Genomic DNA, 17,366 nt, shown 5'->3' with positions numbered 1-17,366 from the left:
CATGGAGAGATGCGCCCCGTAAGGGGCGCGGGGAACTGCGCGACAAGCCACGGACGGCCCGCAGACTGCGAACGACAGGCAGGGGCAGACGCTTCCCACCCGCTGAGGCAAGATGTGTGCCGACCGCGGCAGTTGGGAAGCCGTCTGTCGTGGTCGGCCAGAGCAACGCGGCGGAGTGGGGGCCCAGTGGCCGGATTCGACGATCTCAGCAGCCAGCCCGATGTGGCAGCCGAGTTCACCCCGGGCGCCCAGGTGCCCATCTCCGGGGCGGGCGGCCAGACGGCGGCGACCCAGGCGCTGGCCTCGGCCGCCTATCGGGACGACGAGGTCGAGAAGCTCGTCGCGGCCAACCCCGAGGCCAGTTTCAAAAAGCCCCGGCTCTCCTTGTTCGAACCCAACCTGGGCGAAGCCTTCTCCCGGGCCGTGCAGACGCGGCTGCTCGGCGGCGCGCGCAAGCCGCTCATCCAGTCCTTCGGCATCGAGCCCCAGTCCGTGGTCGAGCACTGCCTGGCCGCCACCCGGGTGCGCAAGCAGCGCGATGCCCGACTGACCATGGTGATGGCCCTCTTCGGTCTGCTGTTCCTGCCCGGTGTGCTGCTGTGGCTGCTCGCCTTCCAGCTGCGCCGCATGATCGCCGGGTCCAAGGACAAGCGCGCCGGCGCCATCGGCATGGTGGTGCTGGTCGCCGTGGGCGCACTGGTCGTGCTGTTCGCGATCAAGCTGCCGGTCAGCGGCTTCTGGGGCATCTATCTGCGGGCCATGCTGGTCGCGCCGATCATCGGCGGGGTGTGGGCCAAACAGATCTGCGAGCGGTACGCCAAGGACTTGCGCAGCCGGTGGCAGAGCCTGCTGGGTGGCACGGGGGTCGGCGCCAAGATCCCCGAAGCCGTTCCCCAGGACCCCGGCGACGCGGGCGCCGAACGCATCCGGCTCGGGCTGGCCAAGGTGGCCGCCGAACAGGCCAGCAACCTGGTCTACTACGCGGGCCCCAAGGGGATACTCGGGATGGGCACCCGCTGGGGCAGCTGGCAGCTCGCCGAAGAGCTGACCCCGGCGCGCGAGGGCGAGGAGATCAACCCGTTCCGCAGCTGGGACGTCGTCCGCTCCATCCACGATCAGCTCCGCCTGCTGGAGCGCGGCCCGCTGCACACCGGTGGCTTCCCCACTCCCTCGATACGGCACTGGGTCGTCTCCCCCATCGCCGAGGGTGCCAAGGAGGTCAAGCGCCCCGACGGCCAGGAGGTCGAGGGCTACCGCATCAAGGACTTCGAGATACAGCGCATCTGCAACGAGCAGCAGTTCGGCGCCGGCAACCGGCACTATCTGGGCGTCCAGTTCGTGCTCTGGGACGGCCAGTTGGTGATCACCCTGCTGATCTCCGTCACCGTGCTGCACCACACGCTGCGCATCGAGGTCACCGGGCACGCCCTCGGTCCCGTCGACGGGCTGTTCACCAGCGGCCCGAAGGCCAAGACCAAGGAGGTCGCCAAGAGCGTCAAGTTCTGGGAGACGCGCACGGTCAAGCTGCCGCTGGTGGAGACCAAGGAGGTCGTACGCCTCGCCGCCCGCGCCCCGCTGACCTGGTTCCCTCCCGTGCTGGACTTCCTCGGCGGCAAGCTCTCGCTGCCCGAGCCGTTCGGCCTGCGGCACGCCTGGGCGAAGAAGCCCTGGCGGCACCGGTTCATGGCGGACGACGCGATGCGCGCGGCGACACCCGTCCTGCGCGTCGTGCACGCGGCCGCCATCAAGGTGCTGGAGGAGAACGGCTGCAACGTCGAGAAGTTCGGCAGCCGCTCGCTCAACCTCAGCGCCGCCGTCCAGGACGCCAAGCCCTTCAAGGCGGACGTCTACGACGCCTGAGGGGTCACCACGCCTCGGCGAGCATCGCGCGGGTGTCGGCGAGGAGCTGCGGCAGCACCCGCGTGTGGCCGACCACCGGCATGAAGTTGGTGTCGCCGCCCCAGCGGGGCACCACGTGCTGGTGCAGATGGGCGGCGATACCGGCCCCGGCGACCGAGCCCTGGTTCATCCCGACGTTGAAGCCGTGGGCTCCGGAGACGCGGCGCAGCACCGTCATCGCGTGCTTGGTGAACTCCGCCAGCTCCAGCGTCTCGGCGTCGTCCAGCTCGGTGTAGTCCGCGATGTGCCGGAAGGGGACGGTCATGAGGTGGCCGCCGTTGTACGGGTAGAGGTTGAGCACCGCGTAGACGTACTCGCCGCGGGCGATGATCAGGCCGTCCGCGTCGGACTTCTCCGGGATGGTGCAGAACGGGCAGCCGTCCTCGGCGCCGGGGCCGCTCGGCTTGTTCTCGCCCTGGATGTAAGCCATCCGGTGGGGCGTCCACAGGCGCTGGAACTGGTCCGGCGCCCCCACTCCGATCTGCTGCTCCGGCTCGCTCGTCATGCCGGCCAGCTTATGCGCCGTACGGCGCCGGACACGAGCAGGGGCGGCCCCCGGACGGGACCGCCCCTCCTCTTCGGCGCTGTGCGCTCACACCTGGATGCGGCGCTCCACGGCGTCGAGGATCTCCGCGATGGCCTCGTCACGCGGAATGCCGTTCTTCTGCGACCCGTCCCGGTAGCGGAACGAGACCGCGCCGTTGGCGATGTCCTCGTCACCCGCGATCACCATGAACGGGGTCTTCGCCTTCTGCGCGTTGCGGATCTTCTTCTGCATCCGGTCCGACGAGGAGTCGACCTCCATCCGCAGCCCCTTGGCCTTCGCGGCGGCGGCGAACTCCGTCAGGTACGGAACGTGGTCGTCGCCGATCGGGATGCCGACCGCCTGCACCGGGGCGAGCCACGCCGGGAAGGCGCCCGCGTAGTGCTCCAGCAGGACGGCGAAGAACCGCTCGATGGAGCCGAAGAGAGCGCGGTGGATCATCACGGGCTGCTGGCGGGAGCCGTCGGCCGCGGTGTACTCCAGCCCGAAGCGGGCGGGCTGCTGGAAGTCGACCTGGATGGTGGACATCTGCCAGGTGCGGCCGATGGCGTCCCGGGCCTGGACGGAGATCTTCGGCCCGTAGAAGGCGGCGCCGCCCGGGTCCATGACCAGCTCCAGGCCCTGCTTCCCGGCGGCCTGCCGCAGTGCCTCGGTGGCCTCCTCCCACTCCTCGTCGGTGCCCATGAACTTGTCCGACTCGGGGTCGCGGGTGGACAGCTCGAGGTAGAAGTCGCTCAGACCGTAGTCGCGGAGCAGGTTGAGGACGAAGGTGAGCAGATTGTCCAACTCGTCCGGCATCTGCTCCTTGGTGCAGTAGATGTGCGAGTCGTCCTGGGTGAAGCCACGGGCGCGGGTGAGCCCGTGGACGACGCCGGACTTCTCGTACCGGTAGACCGTGCCGAACTCGAACAACCGCAGCGGCAGCTCGCGGTAGGAGCGTCCCCGCGCACGGAAGATCAGATTGTGCATCGGGCAGTTCATCGCCTTGAGGCGGTAGTTCTGCTCGTCGAACTCCAGCGGCGGGAACATGCCCTCCGCGTAGTGCGGCAGGTGCCCGGAGATCTCGAAGAGCCGCTCCTTGGTGATGTGCGGCGTGTTGACGAAGTCGTAGCCGGACTCCTCGTGCCGCCGGCGCGAGTAGTCCTCCATCACCTTGCGGACGACACCGCCCTTGGGGTGGAAGACGGCGAGGCCGGAGCCCAGTTCCTCGGGGATGGAGAAGAGATCCAGTTCGGTGCCGAGCTTGCGGTGGTCGCGCTTCTCGGCTTCGGCGAGGAATTCCAGGTACTGCTTGAGCTCGTCCTTGGTCGGCCATGCGGTGCCGTAGATCCGCTGGAGCTGCGGGTTCTTCTCACTGCCGCGCCAGTAGGCGGCGGCCGAGCGCATCAGCTTGAAGGCGGGGATCAGCCGGGTGGTGGGCAGGTGCGGGCCCCGGCACAGGTCCTTCCAGCACAGCTCGCCGCTCTTGGCGTCGAGGTTGTCGTAGATCGTCAGCTCGCCGGAGCCGACCTCGGCCGAGGCGCCTTCGGCGGCGTCCGCCGCGCTGCCCTTGAGGCCGATCAGCTCCAGCTTGTACGGCTCGTCCGCCAGCTCCTCGCGGGCGGCCTCGTCGGTGGTGACGCGGCGGGAGAAGCGCTGGCCCTGCTTCTGGATCTGCTGCATCTTCTTCTCGATGCGCTTGAGATCGTCGGGGGTGAAGGGCTCCGCGACGTCGAAGTCGTAGTAGAAGCCGTCCTTGATGGGCGGACCGATGCCGAGCTTCGCCTCGGGGAAGAGCTCCTGGACGGCCTGCGCCAGCACATGTGCGGTGGAGTGGCGCAGGATGTTCAGACCGTCGTCGCTGGTGATCTCGACGGGTTCGACCTCGTCCCCGTCGGCCAGCGGGTGGGTGAGGTCCTTCAGCTCTCCGGCGACACGGGCGGCGACGACGGAACGCTCGCCCTCGAAGAGCGCGGCGGCCGTAGTGCCCGTCGTCACCACGCGCTCTTCCCGCTCGGAATCGCGTTGGATGGTCACACGGACATCTGACACCGGTCTCTCCTGACTCTCACCTGGGACGCGCGGCCGTCGCCACGCCGTGAGCGCGGACATGCGCCGCGCCGTCGAATCGTACCGAGCAACGCCCCCCGACCGCGAAACGGTCACGACCCCGGGACCTTCCCGTACGGCGGTGGCGGTGCGTGCGGGATCGCGGCCGGGGCCCGTCAGCCGCCCATGCCGCGCTCGAAGTCGTCGAGGTCGTTGCGCAGTCGTTTCAGCAGCCGCTCCCGCGCCGCCTCGGGCACCGGCACGGGGGCGACGTCGTACGCGCCGCTGAGCCGCCGGAAGCCGCCTCTGCTCTCCAGCAGCCCGGCGATCCGCAGCGGCAGCCCCGCCAGATGGGCGTGGACGGCGCGGCGGTAGCCCTCCTCGTCCAGCCGGGCCCGTACCTGGGTGACCTCGGCCCCGGCCAGCACGTCCAGCCGTACCGACCCGGGTCCGTCGGGCCGGGCGCGGCGCAGCCGTACCACGGTGCCGGTCACCCGTACGGGGACGGAGGGCTCGGCACGCTCGTAGTGCCGCCCGGCCTGTTCCAGTGCGGGCAGATCGCCGGGGGTGAAGACGACGGGGAGCGGCCGCTGCGGGCAGTCCGGCGGCGTTCCGGCCCGCCGGGACCAGGCCAGGGTGATCTGCACGCTCTCCGTGCCGCGTACCAATTGGCAGAGGGATTCGGTCAGTTCGGCGCAGCAGCCGTCGGCCACAGCGGCGTCGAAGTGCTCCGTGGCGCCGGTGGCGCGATAGCGGGACACCGCGTCGGCGGCTGCCCGCAGGGCGCGGCTGAGCACCGCGAGTTCCCGGCTGCCGTCCTGCGGCCCCGCAGGGACGCGGGCGGTCAGCAGTCGGCCCGCGCCGCCCTTCTCGGCGCTCTCCTCGTAGCGCACCCGCTCGGTGAACGCGTCGGCCCGGCGTTCGCCGCGCGCCCCGTGGAAGCCGGTGACCCGCTGGGCGGCCAGGGCACCGGCGCGCAGCATCGCTCGGGCTGCCGTGCCCAGCTTCTGCCGGGCGCGCCAGGTGGCTGCCGTGTTACTCGCGGGCAGTTCGCGTCTCCAGTGGATTTCATCGTCGTCGGCGGCGACTCGCATCACGCTCTCCGTGTCCCGGCCACTTCCCTCCTTCTCCTGACCACGGATCGGTGCCGCAAACGGCCACTTCGGGGACGAGAAGCGGGAGGTCGGGGAGGTGAGGAAGCGGAGATACGCAGCAGAGGTGGAAGACGAGCACCAGAGGCCGGACCGTCTGCTGACGGTCCGGCCTCTGGTGAACACGGGGTGGGCGATACTGGGTTCGAACCAGTGACCTCTTCGGTGTGAACGAAGCGCTCTCCCACTGAGCTAATCGCCCCGGGTGTTCCGCCGTCGTGCGGCGGTACGGGCAGAACAATACAGTGCGTCTCACTCTTCATCCAAACCCCTTTCCAGCAGGGCCCGCAGGCCGCGCAGACCGCTGCGCATCATCAGCCGGTGATTGGCGATGAACAGGGGGCGGCCGGGGACGGCGCAGATGCGCAACAGCCGCTTGTTGACCTCCACCTCCTGCTCGAAGAGCACCGGGGTGCCCGCAGCGGAGCCGGGGCCTATGGTCCAGCGGGCCCAGCCGTCCATGTCGCCGCTCATGTGTATCTGGAGGATTCCGGCTGCCGGGTCGCGCCGAACGGGACGCAGAGTCACGGAGAGTTCATAGGGAAGTGCGGAGCGGATATGCAACGTCGCGCTGTCCTCGCCGGTGCGGGAGAGCCGGCGCACCTGCGGCCACCACTCGGGATACCGCTCGACGCGTTCCAGCACGGTGTAGACGCGTCCTGGCGGAGCCTGGATCTGCCATGCCGTACGGAAGCGGTAGTGGTTCCGGTCCCGGCCCACGCGCTCATCTCCCCCGCAACGCTTCGGGGCCCGGAAGCTGGTCGCTTCCGGGCCCCGGTGCATCGAGTGGGCGATACTGGGTTCGAACCAGTGACCTCTTCGGTGTGAACGAAGCGCTCTCCCGCTGAGCTAATCGCCCGCCGGCGCGCTCAACATTACCGCATGTCAGCGGGTGCTCATGACCATCAGCGGGACCGCCGCTCCGCTCTCCGGGCCAGCTTGCGCTCCTTGCGGGCGGTCCGGCGCTCCTTCAGCCACTGGGTACCTTCGTGGTACTTGCGCTTGGTCCAGCGCAGGACGTGCTGCGCCCAGACGAACTCGGTGGCCCACACGGCCATCCCACCGAAGATCACCAACCAGCCCGGGCCCGGGAGCGGCAGCATGATGATGCCGCCGACCACGATCGCCAGGCCGACGATGAAGATCACGACACGCCAGCTCATGTGCAGCGGCCGGGAAGCCTGCACAAATCTCGGCGCACGGGAGCCGAGCGGCTTGTCCTCCCGGATTTCACGCGGCATCGCGTCACTCTCCGCAGTCATGAGGGACAAGGTACCTGACACCTTTCGGTGAGGTCGGTTCACTGGATCGGCCGTACGCCTCAAACCTACAAGAGCCGTACGAAGGATTCGATTCCGCACAAATCAGTCAGAGGGGTTTACAACCGGCGCGTAGGTGGCATGTCGATTGCGCCGACGTGCGAATCCCCGAGCGCACACTGAGCGAAAGGCCCTGGCGCTTATGAACACAACGGTGAGCTGTGAGCTGCACCTGCGCCTCGTTGTTTCGAGCGAGTCCTCACTGCCTGTACCAGCGGGCCTGCGGTACGACACGGCGGACCCCTACGCCGTGCACGCCACCTTCCACACCGGTGCCGAGGAGACCGTGGAGTGGGTCTTCGCCCGCGACCTCCTGGCCGAGGGCCTGCACCGGCCCACAGGCACCGGGGACGTCCGAGTCTGGCCGTCCCGCAGCCACGGCCAGTCCGTGGCATGCATCGCCCTCAGCTCTCCGGAGGGCGAGGCCCTGCTCGAGGCCCCGGCGCGGGCACTGGAATCCTTCCTCAAGCGGACCGACGCGGCCGTGCCGCCCGGTACCGAGCACCGCCACTTCGACCTCGACACCGAGCTCTCGCACATCCTCGCCGAGAGCTGAGACCGCCGGTCACCGCGGCCGTCCGACTCGGGGCGACGGCCGACGGTCCCCGGCAGCCGTGTGCCACGGCACCGCTTCGTGTAACGGCACACTGCGACGCCGCCGCCGCGTATCCCTACGCGGCGGCGGCGTCGCTGCGTTCCGCGACGGGGTGAGCACCGTCCGGAAACGACCGGCTCCCGCGTGCGGCGCAGCGACTAGGCTTCCGCATCAGGCCGGAGATGTTCCCGGACACGGCAGGAGCGGCCCGTGCAGATCAACCACGACACCCGGTGTGCGCTCGACCAGGCGGTCGAGCTGCTGAACACCATGGCGGACGGCGACACCCCCGACACGCTGATGTCCGTGGCGGACCTGCGCACCTACGTCGAGCGCAACGACGTCAGCGGCGTCGGCACGCTCACCGAGGAGGATCTGCGGGCCGTACGGGAGGTACGGGAGCGCTTCGCGCAGGTGTTCGCCGCGGAGGACTCGCGTACGGCGGCCGGGCTGATCAACGCACTGGTGGCGGAGGCCGGGACCACGCCACAGCTGACCGACCACGACGGCTACGACTGGCACGTCCACTACTTCGCGCCGGACGCCTCCGTCGCCCAGCACCTGGCGGCCGACTGCGGAATGGCGCTGGCGTTCGTCCTGGTCTCCGGAGAGCTCGACCGGCTGCGCCGCTGTTCGGCTCCGGATTGCCGACGTGCCTTCATCGACCTGTCCCGCAACCGCTCCCGCCGCTACTGCGACAGCCGTACCTGCGGCAACCGCCTCCATGTGGCCGCCTACCGCGCCCGCCGCCGGGAGTCGGAAGAGGCCACCCCCGGCAGCTGATCCCTCCGGGGCGCCGCCCGCGCACTCCGGCGCTCACAGCAAGAGCAGGTCGTGCGCCCCCGCCGCACCGATCAACACGGCGATCACCGCGAGGAACAGCATCAGCGGCGGTTGGGAGAGTGCGTACAGGCATCCCTTGGGCTCGGAGGGCGGCAGCTCGTCGAGCTCGATCGCGGAGTTCGGCGTTGTGTCCATCTCGCCGCGATCATGTCGCAGCCCCCGGGACCCCGCCGGACTGCTTGACCCCTTTTCCGGTGGTTTCCGGTCAAAGGCCCGCTTCCGTCACCGCGGGCATGTTAAAGCCGCGCCCGCCGGACGCCGGGGCTGCCGGAGCCCGAGTCGGTCAGCTGCCGGGCCGGTCAGATGCCGTGCTTCTTGAGTATGGCCTCGATGTCGGAGAAGTCCTCGCCGGGTGCGGCGGGCTCGCTCTTGCGTGACCTGCTCTTCTCGGGCTTGGCCTTGCGCTGGGTGGCCGGCGGGCCGGACGACCCGAGAGCGGGCGTCCCGGCGGCGGGCTCCGTGGCGCGGGACGGCCGGTCGGCGGGCTTGGACGCGGCACGGCCGGCGGCGGCACGGCCGATGATCCACAGCACGACGGCGCAGGCGAGCACGGCGAAACCGGCCCAGACGGTCGGCTTGAGCACCAGGTCGGCCGCCCAGTTGCCGAACGCCCTGCCGATCTTGCCGCCGAGGCCGACCAGCCCGGACATCGCCAGCCCGACCGGCACCAGCGCGACGGCGGCGAGGCGCGTCGCGGCGGCGAAGCGGCGCCGCCACGCCGTCAGGAAGGCGACGGCGAGGCCCGCCGCGGAGAGCGCGGCGCAGACGGTGGTGGTGAGCATGTCTCCATCGTCGCACCGGGCGGGGGGTGGCGGCCATGGCCCGGTCCGCGGTTCAGGGACATCTCGGGGTCGGGGCCCTCCTCGGGGCTGAGAGACTGTGACCATGGACAACACCACCGACTCCGGCACCACACACCCCCGGCCGAACGCGACGCTGGACGTGTGGTGCGAGCTGCAGTGCCCGGACTGCCACCGGGCCCAGGCCGACCTGCGGGCGCTGCGCGAGCGGTACGGCGACGCGCTGGAGATCCGGCTGCGGCACTTCCCGCTGGAGAAGCACAAGCACGCCTACGCCGCTGCCCAGGCCTTCGAGGAGGCCTACGAGCAGGGGAAGGGTCAGCAGTACGCCGAGGCGGTGCTGGCGCGCACCGGGGAACTGGGCGAACGCGGTGAGGAGCTGCTGATGGAGGTCGCGCGCGAACTGGGCCTGGACGCCGAGGAGTTCTCCTCCGCGCTGATCGACGGCCGGCATCTGCTGGTGGTGGACGCCGACCAGGCCGAGGGCAAGGCGATCGGTGTGAAGGGCACGCCGACGTACGTCATCGACGGGCAGCGGCTGGACGGCGGCAAGAGCCAGGACGGGTTGCGGGAGCGCATCGAGGAGATCGCCGACCGGCTGCTCCAGGAGTGAATGCGCCCGGCTACAGCAGCGCCTTGACGTGGAACCGCTCCACCAGGCGGTAGCCCAGCGAGGTGTAGAGCCGCCGGGCGCGGGGGTTGTCGGCGAAGACGTTGAGCCCGAGGCGGGCGGCCCCCGCCTCCGCACAGATGCGCTCGGCGGCCAGCATGAGGGAGCGCCCATGGCCTTCCCCACGCCGTTCGGGTATCACATTGACGTCGTAGACCCAGGCGTCCACATCGCTGCGGGGCAGCCCGGTGAAGCCGAGCCACAGCGTCCCGACGTCGGTGCCCCGGCAGGTGAGGACGCTCAGCCGGGCGCCGGAACTGGCGGCGCCGTCCGGCAGTTGCGTGCGCCGGACGGCCGCTGACCTGGCGGTGGCCTGTTCGCGGGTGAAGCCCCAGGTGACCAGGGTGTCGACGAAGGTGTCGGAGCCCGCCTCCCACCAGGCGTCGAACTCCGCCTCCGTCAGCGCTCTGACGGCGCTGCCGGCCGGCAGTCCGGGGCGTTCGCCCAGCTCTTTGCTCATGTGACGGCTGCGTTCCGCATAGCCCAGGGCGCTCAGCAGGCGGACACCCACGGGTGGCTCCGCCTCGCTGCCGTCCGCCGCGGGGGGCTCCGGGACGCTCGTCTCCACATGGGTGCAGCCCCAGCCCCGCAGTATCTCCTCGGCGGCCAGCGCCGCGACGGTGCCCCTGCCCCGTCGCCTTTCGCCCTGATCGACGTGGAGCCGCCCCAGCCGACCGAAGGCGGGCCCGTCGTCGGGCGGGCCGGCGAGGTCGACGGCGCCCACCGGGCGGGAGTTGACACGGATCTCGTAGGACCGGGAGCGCCTGCCGTCGGCAGTGCGGCCCTCGGGACCGGTGGGGCGCAGGGTGGTCGTCACGGTCCGGTTCTACCCGCCGGGCGACTGCAGCACCACCGGTTTCACGGGTCGATGTCGGCCGCCGAGCGCTCCTCGAAGACCCGCATCGCCTTGGCGGTCACCGGGCCGGGAGCGCCGGGCAGGGTGCGGCCGTCCAGCCGCGCCACGGCCTGGACGTCGCGCAGGCTGGAGGTCACGAAGATCTCCTCGGCCCGCTCCAGCACGTCCATGGGCAGTTCCGTCTCCCGGGCGCCGGCCCATTCGAGCACCAGCGCGCGGGTGATGCCCGCCAGACAGCCGGAGGACAGCGGCGGAGTGTGCAGTTCGCCGTCGAGGACGACGAAGACGTTCGAGCCGGTCCCTTCGCACAGCTGACCGTGGGTGTTGGGGAACAGGGCCTCGGTGGCGGCGTGTTGGCGGGCGCGGGCGAGCGCGACGACGTTCTCGGCGTACGAGGTGGTCTTCAGCCCGGTGATCGCGCCGCGCTCGTTGCGGGTCCAGGGGACGGTGACGACCGAGGTGGTGTCCGGCCTGCGGGTCGCCTGGCCGAGGGCGACGACGAGGGTGGGCGTCGCCTCGCCCCGGTCCGAGCCGAGCGGGGAGAGGCCGCCGGTGTAGGTGATCCGCAGCCTGCCGTACGGCATGGGGTTCGCCAGGACGACCGCCTCACAGGCCCGCCGTACTTCGTCCTGGTCGGGCTCGGGCAGCCCGAGGCCGCGTGCGGAGGAGGCGAGCCGCTGCAGATGCCGGGTGAGGGCGAACGGCGTGCCGTCGGTGGTCTTGATGGTCTCGAAGACGCCGTCGCCGACCGTCAGCCCGTGGTCGAGCACGGAGACGTTCGCGCTGTGTGCGTCCCGCAGTCCGCCGTCGAGCCAGATCTTCACTGCTGTTCACCTCGGGGAGCCGCTGGGGGCCGCTGGGTCACCGGGCGTGCGCCGCGGTCTGTCGGCCGTCGTTCTCCCCCGACGCTACCGCGAGCAGCCGGGAAGCCTTCAGCTCGGTCTCCCGCCACTCCTGCTCCGGGTCGGAGTCCCAGATGATGCCCGCGCCGGCGCCGAAGCGCAGCAGCGCGCGCGGGTGGTCCCGCTCGATCCAGAAGGTGCGTATGCCCACGGCCAGCTCGCCGACGTCCCGGTCGGCGTCGACCCAGCCGATGCCCCCGGTGTAGGGGCCGCGGGGCACCGTCTCCAGCGCGTCGATCAGCCGCAGGGCGCTGGACTTGGGCGCTCCGGTGATCGAACCGGGCGGAAAGGTGCCCTCCAGCAGCCGCGCCCACGCTCCGGACCCGGAGCCGGAGCCGGACCCGGCGCCGGGGGCCTGCCCGGTTCCGGGCAGTTCACCGCGGACGGTGGAGACCAGATGGACCAGCCCGCGGTAGGGCTCGGCCGCGCACAGCTGGGGAACGGTGATGGACCCCGGCACGCAGACCCGGCCCAGGTCGTTGCGGACCAGATCCGTGATCATCACGTTCTCGGCCCGCTCCTTCTCCCCCAGGTCGGTCGCGAAGCGGCCGGTGCCCTTGATGGGGCCGGACTCGACGGTGCGTCCCGTACGGCGCAGATACAGCTCCGGGGAGGCGGTCGCGATCTCGACGCCGTGCGCGGGGAGGCGCACGGTGCCCGCGTACGCCGCCGGGGTGCCCAGCGCGAGCCGGGCCGTGAGCTGGTCGATGTCACTGGCCCCCGGGGAGGGGTCGGGCAGCGGCGCGGACAGGACCCGGCAGAGGTTGACCTGGTAGACGTCGCCCGTGCCGATGGCAGCGCGGATCCGCCGTACGCCCTCGGTGTAGGCGGCCCGGTCCAGCGAGCTGGTCCAGCTGTCGGTCGCGGGCCCTCGCCAGCTGCCCGGTACCGGGGCCGGGAGCGGGGCGGGGCGCACATCGCCGAAGCGGGCGCAGCACAGCCCGCCCTCGTAGTCGGCGACGACGGCCCACCAGCCCGAGGAGTCGAGCGCCTCGGGGTCGCTGGTCACATCGCGCAGGTCGGTGGCAAGGCTGCCGCCCAGGCGGGCGAGCGGGGTCAGATCGGACACGGTTTCGAGTCTATGGGGCCGGTGAGCGGCCGCCTCGCGGACCGCTGGGCGGCCACGCTGCGGAAACGGAATTTGAGCTGGCCCGGGAATCCGCTAAAGTTCAACACGTCGCCGAGGCGCGCAAGCGCAGCGGGGGCGGCCTCCCGGGCACGGCCCGGAACAGGCACTGCGGACGTGGCTCAGCTGGTAGAGCATCACCTTGCCAAGGTGAGGGTCGCGAGTTCGAATCTCGTCGTCCGCTCGACGTGGGGGACCTCCCGGGCCCCCGCACCTGGTGGAGTGGCCGAGAGGCGAGGCAACGGCCTGCAAAGCCGTCTACACGGGTTCAAATCCCGTCTCCACCTCCAAGGACGATTAGCTCAGCGGGAGAGCGCTTCCCTGACACGGAAGAGGTCACTGGTTCAATCCCAGTATCGTCCACCGGGTCCGGTCACCACCGGACCTTCCGCGCGGTTAGCTCAGCGGGAGAGCGCTTCCCTGACACGGAAGAGGTCACTGGTTCAATCCCAGTACCGCGCACGGACGATTAGCTCAGCGGGAGAGCGCTTCCCTGACACGGAAGAGGTCACTGGTTCAATCCCAGTATCGTCCACCAGCGCGCAAGAGGGCCCCGGCGGTTTCGCCGGGGCCCTCTTCGGTCTCCGAGGGCGCTCCACCACGGACAAGGGCGCTCGCCACGGACGGGTCCCTTCCCCCGGGCCCCGTCCGGGTCCCGTCCGGGCAGGGCTCAGGAGGAGAAGAGCATCCGTCCGAAGCCGCGCCGGTCGTGATGCCCTCCACGGTGCCCATGGCCGTGGTGGCCGTGGCCGTGCGAGCCGTGGCCGTGCTGGCCTTGGTGCGGGGCGCCCCAGGCCGGGCCGGCGGGGTACGCCTGCGGAGCCTGCGGGCCGGGCGGCGGCGGTGCGGACTGCGTCCACTGGGCCTCCAGCCTGGTGATGGACTCCAGCTCGCCGTAGTCGAGGAAGATTCCCCGGCAGTTGTCGCACTGTTCTATCTGCACACCGTTGCGGTTGTACGTGCGCATGGGCGCACCGCACTTGGGACACTGCATCATGACGTCGGCTTCCTCTCGCTCCCGGTTGCCCACCGGTTCTGCTCACCGATGACCGGACACCACCGGCCGCGGCCGGCCGGGGCACCACCCTACGACCCCTGCGGCGTGGGGAGTTCGGCTCGTTCGAAGAGGGCGGCGATCCGGGCGCATGCGGCCACGCACGCCTCCTCCGCCTCGTCCAGCGACCGCCCCTCGGTACGGGCCTTGGCGACGCCGAGCGCCGCGCCCTGCACCGTCAACGCACGGGCGGGCGCGTCGAGATATCGCCAGGGATCGGGACCGGCCAGGCAGTGCGGGACGCCGTCGGTCCGGGCCGTGCGGGCGGTGCGCGCCGGAAGAGCCGCCCGCACCGTACGGGCGTACGCGCCGAGGAAGCGCTGCCACTCGGCGGTCGGCAGCATCCCGGCCGCGTACCAGGCAGCGGGACGCGCGAGGTCCCAGGCCGGATCGCCCAGGCCCAGATCGTCGACGTCGATCAGCTGCCAAGGGCCGTCGGGCCGTGGGTACCGGACGAGTTGGCCCAGATGGAAGTCCCCGTGGCACAGGGTGCGGGCTTCGGGCGGCGGCTCCTCGTCCCGGCACCACGGCGGCAGTACGGCCCAGGCCCGCTCGACCACGTCGGCCGCCGCCGCGTGGCTGCCCTGCGGGGCGCTCCGCATCCGCGCCAGGGCGCGGGCCGCCTTGGTGGGGCCGCGCATCGGCGGCAGCGGGCCGGGGAGTTGGGTGGCGGGAGGGAGCGGCGCGGTGTGCAGCCGGGCCAGGAGTGCGCCCGCCTCCTCCCAGGGGGCGGCTGCCGCGTCGCCCGGGTCCACCGGGGTCCCGTACGGCCAGACGCTGGCGACCCGCCCGTTGGACAGCGGCACCGTCCCGCCGTCGGAGGCCGGGGGCAGCAGCACCCCCCGGTACCCGCCGGCTGCCGCGACCCGTAGCCGTACGTCCAGCGGCCCGGCATCGGCGTTTGGGGCGTGCGCCTTGGCGACGCGGTCGCCGACCCGCACGACGACGCCGTCGGCACGCTCGGCGAGCACTTCGCCGTGGCAGCCCTCGGGGCCCCCGGCGAGCTCACCGAGGGCCCGGTGCAGCGCCGTGCTCCGGGCGGGGGTGTCGGGGAGGGCCACGAGAACTCCAAAGGGTCGACGACCACGACGTACGGCGAGCACCTGCCCCGCCGCGCGGCCCGGTGGACGAAGGGGGTGGGATACGCGAGAGCCCGGGTAGCTCCCCAGCTACCCGGGCCTCGTGCCGTCCGCCGCACCCCCGTCCCCACGGGGCTGTAAAGCCGGAAGTCCCCGACCCGGTCCGCTCCACCGGGCCTGGGATCGCTCAGGATCCCAGCATTCCGGCCACGGACGACGCCTGTGTCACCACCATCCGGCCCCAGCCCGTGACGAGGCCGAGGAGGAGGGCGAGCGGCAGCACCATGGCGGCTGCCACCAGCGGATGGCGACGGCCGCCGGGACGGGTGCCGAGGTCGGCGAGTGCCGAGAGCCTTCCCTTCCCTGTGGGCGTGGTGCGCCCAGCCGTGTGTGCCATGTCCGCTCCTGATCGTTGTCTGGGGCGGCGGACGTCTGACCTCGGGGGACGAGTGCTGCGTCCGCCGCTTGACCACAACAGTAGGCAAGGGCGTGGCCCACGGCGTCATGCGCGCGTACCGACTCGGGGGCCTCCCGAAGGATGACGTGGTGCGAGGCCGGCTACTCCCCAGGGTGGAGGCACCGTCAGCCTTGCCAGGGTCTTCCCCCAGGGGGTACCGCCGCTCGGTCGCTCGGACACCCCGAGGGGTGAGTTCTCTCACTCCCCCGCCGCCCGTGCGCTCCGGTCCGGCAGCCGCGGCCCTGCCCGGCCGGGCAGGGCCGCGCACGGTCCCGGCCGTGGGTGACCGCACCCCGCCCCTTCATCCGTCACAGCGTCAAACATCGTGCTCCGCCCCGGCTTTGACGGCGCGGGGGCGGGGCGCACGGGCGTGCGCGACCGGCGCGCCGAACGGAATTCCCGTCGTCAACCGGGCTCTGACATTCCGTCTGGCGCCGCGTGCGCGGCCTATCGTCGCCTTGCCACGGCAGTCCGTAAGCTGTGGTCGTCAGACGGACCGGTCGGCGGTGGGCTGCTCCCCCATCGGGCGCCGGAGGTGGGGCACTCGCCCACCGGACACCGGAGGTAGGAACGGACATGGCGATGATGCGGCTCCGGCGCGAGGACCCGCGAGTCGTCGGCTCGTTCAGGCTCCACCGGCGCCTGGGAGCCGGCGGCATGGGCGTGGTCTACCTCGGTTCGGACCGGCGCGGCCAGCGGGTCGCGCTGAAGGTGATCCGGCCGGATCTGGCCGAGGACCAGGAGTTCCGCTCCCGCTTCGCCCGCGAGGTATCGGCCGCGCGGCGCATCCGCGGCGGGTGCACGGCCCGGCTGGTGGCCGCCGACCTGGAGGCCGAGCGCCCCTGGTTCGCCACCCAGTACGTTCCCGGCCCCTCGCTGCACGACAAGGTGCACCAGGGCGGTCCGCTGCCCGCCGCTCAGGTCGCCTCGATCGGCGCCGCGCTCGCCGAGGGCCTGGTCGCGGTGCACGAGGCGGGTGTGGTGCACCGGGATCTGAAGCCCTCGAACATCCTGCTGTCCCCCAAGGGCCCGCGCATCATCGACTTCGGCATCGCCTGGGCGACGGGCGCGAGCACGCTGACACACGTCGGCACCGCGGTCGGCTCCCCCGGCTTCCTGGCGCCCGAGCAGGTGCGGGGCGCGGCCGTCACCCCGGCCACCGACGTGTTCGCGCTGGGCGCCACGCTGGCGTACGCGGCGACGGCGGACTCCCCGTTCGGGCAGGGCAGTTCGGAGGTCATGCTCTACCGCGTGGTGCACGAGGAGCCGCAGCTGGACGCCGTGCACGCAGCGCTGGCCCCGCTGATCCACGCCTGCCTGGTCAAGTCGCCGGAGGACCGGCCCAGCACCCTGCAGCTCTCGCTGCGGCTCAAGGAGATCGCCGCGCGGGAGGCCCGCGGCCTGTCCGAGGGCGGGGACGCGGCGCTGGGCGCCGGCCGGGCCGCCGAGCACGGCGAGTGGCCGGGTGCCGGCGCCCGGCCGGTGACCGGCGGATCCGCGCCCGGCAGGCCCGTACCCGACCGGCGGCACGAGCCGCCGGCCGGCGAGCGGCGGCCACGGGACCACGCGCAGCAGCGCACCCAGCGCAGCGGTGCCGGCCGGGAGCGCGAGCGGGCGGCGAGCGCGCCGCACGCCTCGACGCCGCGCACCCCCCGGCCGACCGCGCCCGGCTCCTCGCGGGCGTCGCGGCCCTCGCGGGACGCGGGACATGTGACCGGCAGCGCCGCCCGGAGGGGCGGGGAGCGCCCGGCCCGCCGCCCCGCGAGCCCGCCACCACCCCGGGGCGGCGGCGAGCGGACGGCGGACGGCAGACCCGCCGCAACCGGGCGCCGGCGCCCCGCCACCAGGGGCGGCCGCCCCGGCGGGCTCAGCCCCGCCGCGCGCAAGCGACGGCTGCTGCGGCAGCGGCTGATCGTCTTCGTGACGGTCACCCTGCTGGTCGCGCTCGGCATCGCGGCAGCTCAGGGCTGCGAGGGGCCGACCCGTGGCCTCGGCAGCGCCTCGCAGCAGGTGCCGTAGCCGCACGCCGTCGGGCCGAGGCGC

Annotated in this window: 18 protein-coding genes and 7 tRNA genes; 10 read left to right on the top strand and 15 right to left on the bottom strand. The window is 72.0% G+C overall.

The annotated features are described in order from the left end of the window. Window positions 1-186: 186 nt before the first annotated feature. A complete protein-coding gene (locus tag JW613_RS16445; RefSeq protein WP_209211566.1) occupies window positions 187-1,860 on the top strand; it encodes an AbeC-like domain-containing protein in 1,674 nt (557 codons plus the stop codon). 4 nt (window positions 1,861-1,864) lie between these two features. Here JW613_RS16445 and JW613_RS16440 read toward each other — a convergent pair whose 3' ends face one another. The 7 genes from JW613_RS16440 to JW613_RS16410 all read right to left on the bottom strand — a co-directional run bounded on the left by JW613_RS16440 (window position 1,865) and on the right by JW613_RS16410 (window position 6,884). Next, window positions 1,865-2,404 (bottom strand): HIT family protein, encoded by a 540-nt coding sequence (locus JW613_RS16440; protein WP_209211565.1) that lies wholly within the window; start codon window positions 2,402-2,404, stop codon window positions 1,865-1,867. Between the two features lie 87 nt (window positions 2,405-2,491). After that, window positions 2,492-4,474 (bottom strand): threonine--tRNA ligase, encoded by a 1,983-nt coding sequence (gene thrS / locus JW613_RS16435; RefSeq protein WP_099878735.1) that lies wholly within the window; start codon window positions 4,472-4,474, stop codon window positions 2,492-2,494. A 173-nt stretch (window positions 4,475-4,647) separates the two neighbouring features. Next, on the bottom strand, window positions 4,648-5,565 hold the full coding sequence (locus tag JW613_RS16430) for a hypothetical protein (RefSeq protein ID WP_209211564.1): 918 nt from the start codon (window positions 5,563-5,565) through the stop codon (window positions 4,648-4,650). Between the two features lie 187 nt (window positions 5,566-5,752). Next, window positions 5,753-5,824 (bottom strand) — tRNA-Val (locus JW613_RS16425). Window positions 5,825-5,874: 50 nt separating this feature from the next. Beyond that, window positions 5,875-6,342, bottom strand: coding sequence for an SRPBCC family protein (locus JW613_RS16420; RefSeq protein WP_307865923.1), 468 nt, complete (start codon window positions 6,340-6,342; stop codon window positions 5,875-5,877). Window positions 6,343-6,409: 67 nt separating this feature from the next. Continuing rightward, window positions 6,410-6,481, bottom strand: a tRNA-Val gene (locus tag JW613_RS16415). 46 nt (window positions 6,482-6,527) lie between these two features. Then, a complete protein-coding gene (locus JW613_RS16410) occupies window positions 6,528-6,884 on the bottom strand; it encodes a TIGR02611 family protein (RefSeq protein ID WP_099878742.1) in 357 nt (118 codons plus the stop codon). A gap of 199 nt (window positions 6,885-7,083) precedes the next feature. Between JW613_RS16410 and JW613_RS16405 the strand changes: the two genes are divergently transcribed. After that, on the top strand, window positions 7,084-7,497 hold the full coding sequence (locus JW613_RS16405) for an SsgA family sporulation/cell division regulator (RefSeq protein ID WP_026005227.1): 414 nt from the start codon (window positions 7,084-7,086) through the stop codon (window positions 7,495-7,497). A 249-nt stretch (window positions 7,498-7,746) separates the two neighbouring features. After that, window positions 7,747-8,319, top strand: coding sequence for a CGNR zinc finger domain-containing protein (locus JW613_RS16400; protein ID WP_209211562.1), 573 nt, complete (start codon window positions 7,747-7,749; stop codon window positions 8,317-8,319). Window positions 8,320-8,352: 33 nt separating this feature from the next. On the opposite strand, the gene JW613_RS16395 is transcribed toward JW613_RS16400, so the two are convergent. Both JW613_RS16395 and JW613_RS16390 read right to left on the bottom strand, forming a co-directional pair. After that, entirely contained in the window at window positions 8,353-8,514 is a 162-nt protein-coding gene (locus JW613_RS16395; RefSeq protein WP_019360026.1) for a hypothetical protein, read from the bottom strand. A 164-nt stretch (window positions 8,515-8,678) separates the two neighbouring features. Further along, entirely contained in the window at window positions 8,679-9,161 is a 483-nt protein-coding gene (locus JW613_RS16390) for a hypothetical protein (RefSeq protein WP_209211561.1), read from the bottom strand. Between the two features lie 103 nt (window positions 9,162-9,264). On the opposite strand from JW613_RS16390, the gene JW613_RS16385 reads away from it, so the two are divergent. Then, window positions 9,265-9,792 carry a DsbA family protein gene (locus tag JW613_RS16385; RefSeq protein WP_209211560.1) on the top strand — a complete coding sequence of 176 codons (528 nt, stop codon included), beginning with the start codon at window positions 9,265-9,267 and terminating at the stop codon, window positions 9,790-9,792. A gap of 10 nt (window positions 9,793-9,802) precedes the next feature. Here the strand turns inward: JW613_RS16385 and JW613_RS16380 are convergent, their stop codons facing one another. From JW613_RS16380 to JW613_RS16370, 3 genes are read right to left on the bottom strand one after another with little or no spacing between them, the layout of a single operon-like run. Beyond that, a complete protein-coding gene (locus JW613_RS16380) occupies window positions 9,803-10,666 on the bottom strand; it encodes a GNAT family N-acetyltransferase (protein ID WP_209211559.1) in 864 nt (287 codons plus the stop codon). A gap of 41 nt (window positions 10,667-10,707) precedes the next feature. Then, window positions 10,708-11,529, bottom strand: a complete 822-nt coding sequence (locus tag JW613_RS16375) for an aminotransferase class IV (protein ID WP_209211558.1) — start codon at window positions 11,527-11,529, stop codon at window positions 10,708-10,710. Window positions 11,530-11,566: 37 nt separating this feature from the next. Continuing rightward, window positions 11,567-12,676, bottom strand: coding sequence for a chorismate-binding protein (locus JW613_RS16370; RefSeq protein WP_209211557.1), 1,110 nt, complete (start codon window positions 12,674-12,676; stop codon window positions 11,567-11,569). 168 nt (window positions 12,677-12,844) lie between these two features. On the opposite strand from JW613_RS16370, the gene JW613_RS16365 reads away from it, so the two are divergent. From JW613_RS16365 to JW613_RS16345, 5 genes are all read left to right on the top strand, one after another. Then, window positions 12,845-12,917 (top strand) — tRNA-Gly (locus JW613_RS16365). A 32-nt stretch (window positions 12,918-12,949) separates the two neighbouring features. After that, window positions 12,950-13,023 (top strand) — tRNA-Cys (locus JW613_RS16360). Window position 13,024: 1 nt separating this feature from the next. Further along, window positions 13,025-13,096: transfer RNA gene (locus JW613_RS16355), tRNA-Val, on the top strand. A 27-nt stretch (window positions 13,097-13,123) separates the two neighbouring features. Then, a tRNA-Val gene (locus JW613_RS16350) sits at window positions 13,124-13,195 on the top strand. A gap of 1 nt (window position 13,196) precedes the next feature. Further along, window positions 13,197-13,271, top strand: a tRNA-Val gene (locus JW613_RS16345). A gap of 132 nt (window positions 13,272-13,403) precedes the next feature. Here JW613_RS16345 and JW613_RS16340 read toward each other — a convergent pair. The 3 genes from JW613_RS16340 to JW613_RS16330 all read right to left on the bottom strand — a co-directional run bounded on the left by JW613_RS16340 (window position 13,404) and on the right by JW613_RS16330 (window position 15,263). After that, a complete protein-coding gene (locus tag JW613_RS16340) occupies window positions 13,404-13,727 on the bottom strand; it encodes a TFIIB-type zinc ribbon-containing protein (protein ID WP_209211745.1) in 324 nt (107 codons plus the stop codon). Between the two features lie 92 nt (window positions 13,728-13,819). Further along, window positions 13,820-14,848 carry a phosphotransferase gene (locus tag JW613_RS16335; protein WP_372447950.1) on the bottom strand — a complete coding sequence of 343 codons (1,029 nt, stop codon included), beginning with the start codon at window positions 14,846-14,848 and terminating at the stop codon, window positions 13,820-13,822. Window positions 14,849-15,053: 205 nt separating this feature from the next. After that, window positions 15,054-15,263: a hypothetical protein gene (locus JW613_RS16330; RefSeq protein WP_099878760.1), complete on the bottom strand. Its 210-nt coding sequence runs from the start codon at window positions 15,261-15,263 to the stop codon at window positions 15,054-15,056. A 636-nt stretch (window positions 15,264-15,899) separates the two neighbouring features. Between JW613_RS16330 and JW613_RS16325 the strand changes: the two genes are divergently transcribed. Beyond that, window positions 15,900-17,342 carry a serine/threonine-protein kinase gene (locus JW613_RS16325; protein WP_209211556.1) on the top strand — a complete coding sequence of 481 codons (1,443 nt, stop codon included), beginning with the start codon at window positions 15,900-15,902 and terminating at the stop codon, window positions 17,340-17,342. Window positions 17,343-17,366: the final 24 nt, after the last annotated feature.

Source organism: Streptomyces smyrnaeus, from assembly GCF_017676345.1.
Taxonomy (GTDB): domain Bacteria; phylum Actinomycetota; class Actinomycetes; order Streptomycetales; family Streptomycetaceae; genus Streptomyces; species Streptomyces smyrnaeus.
This window is presented reverse-complemented; position numbering and strand designations above follow the sequence as displayed.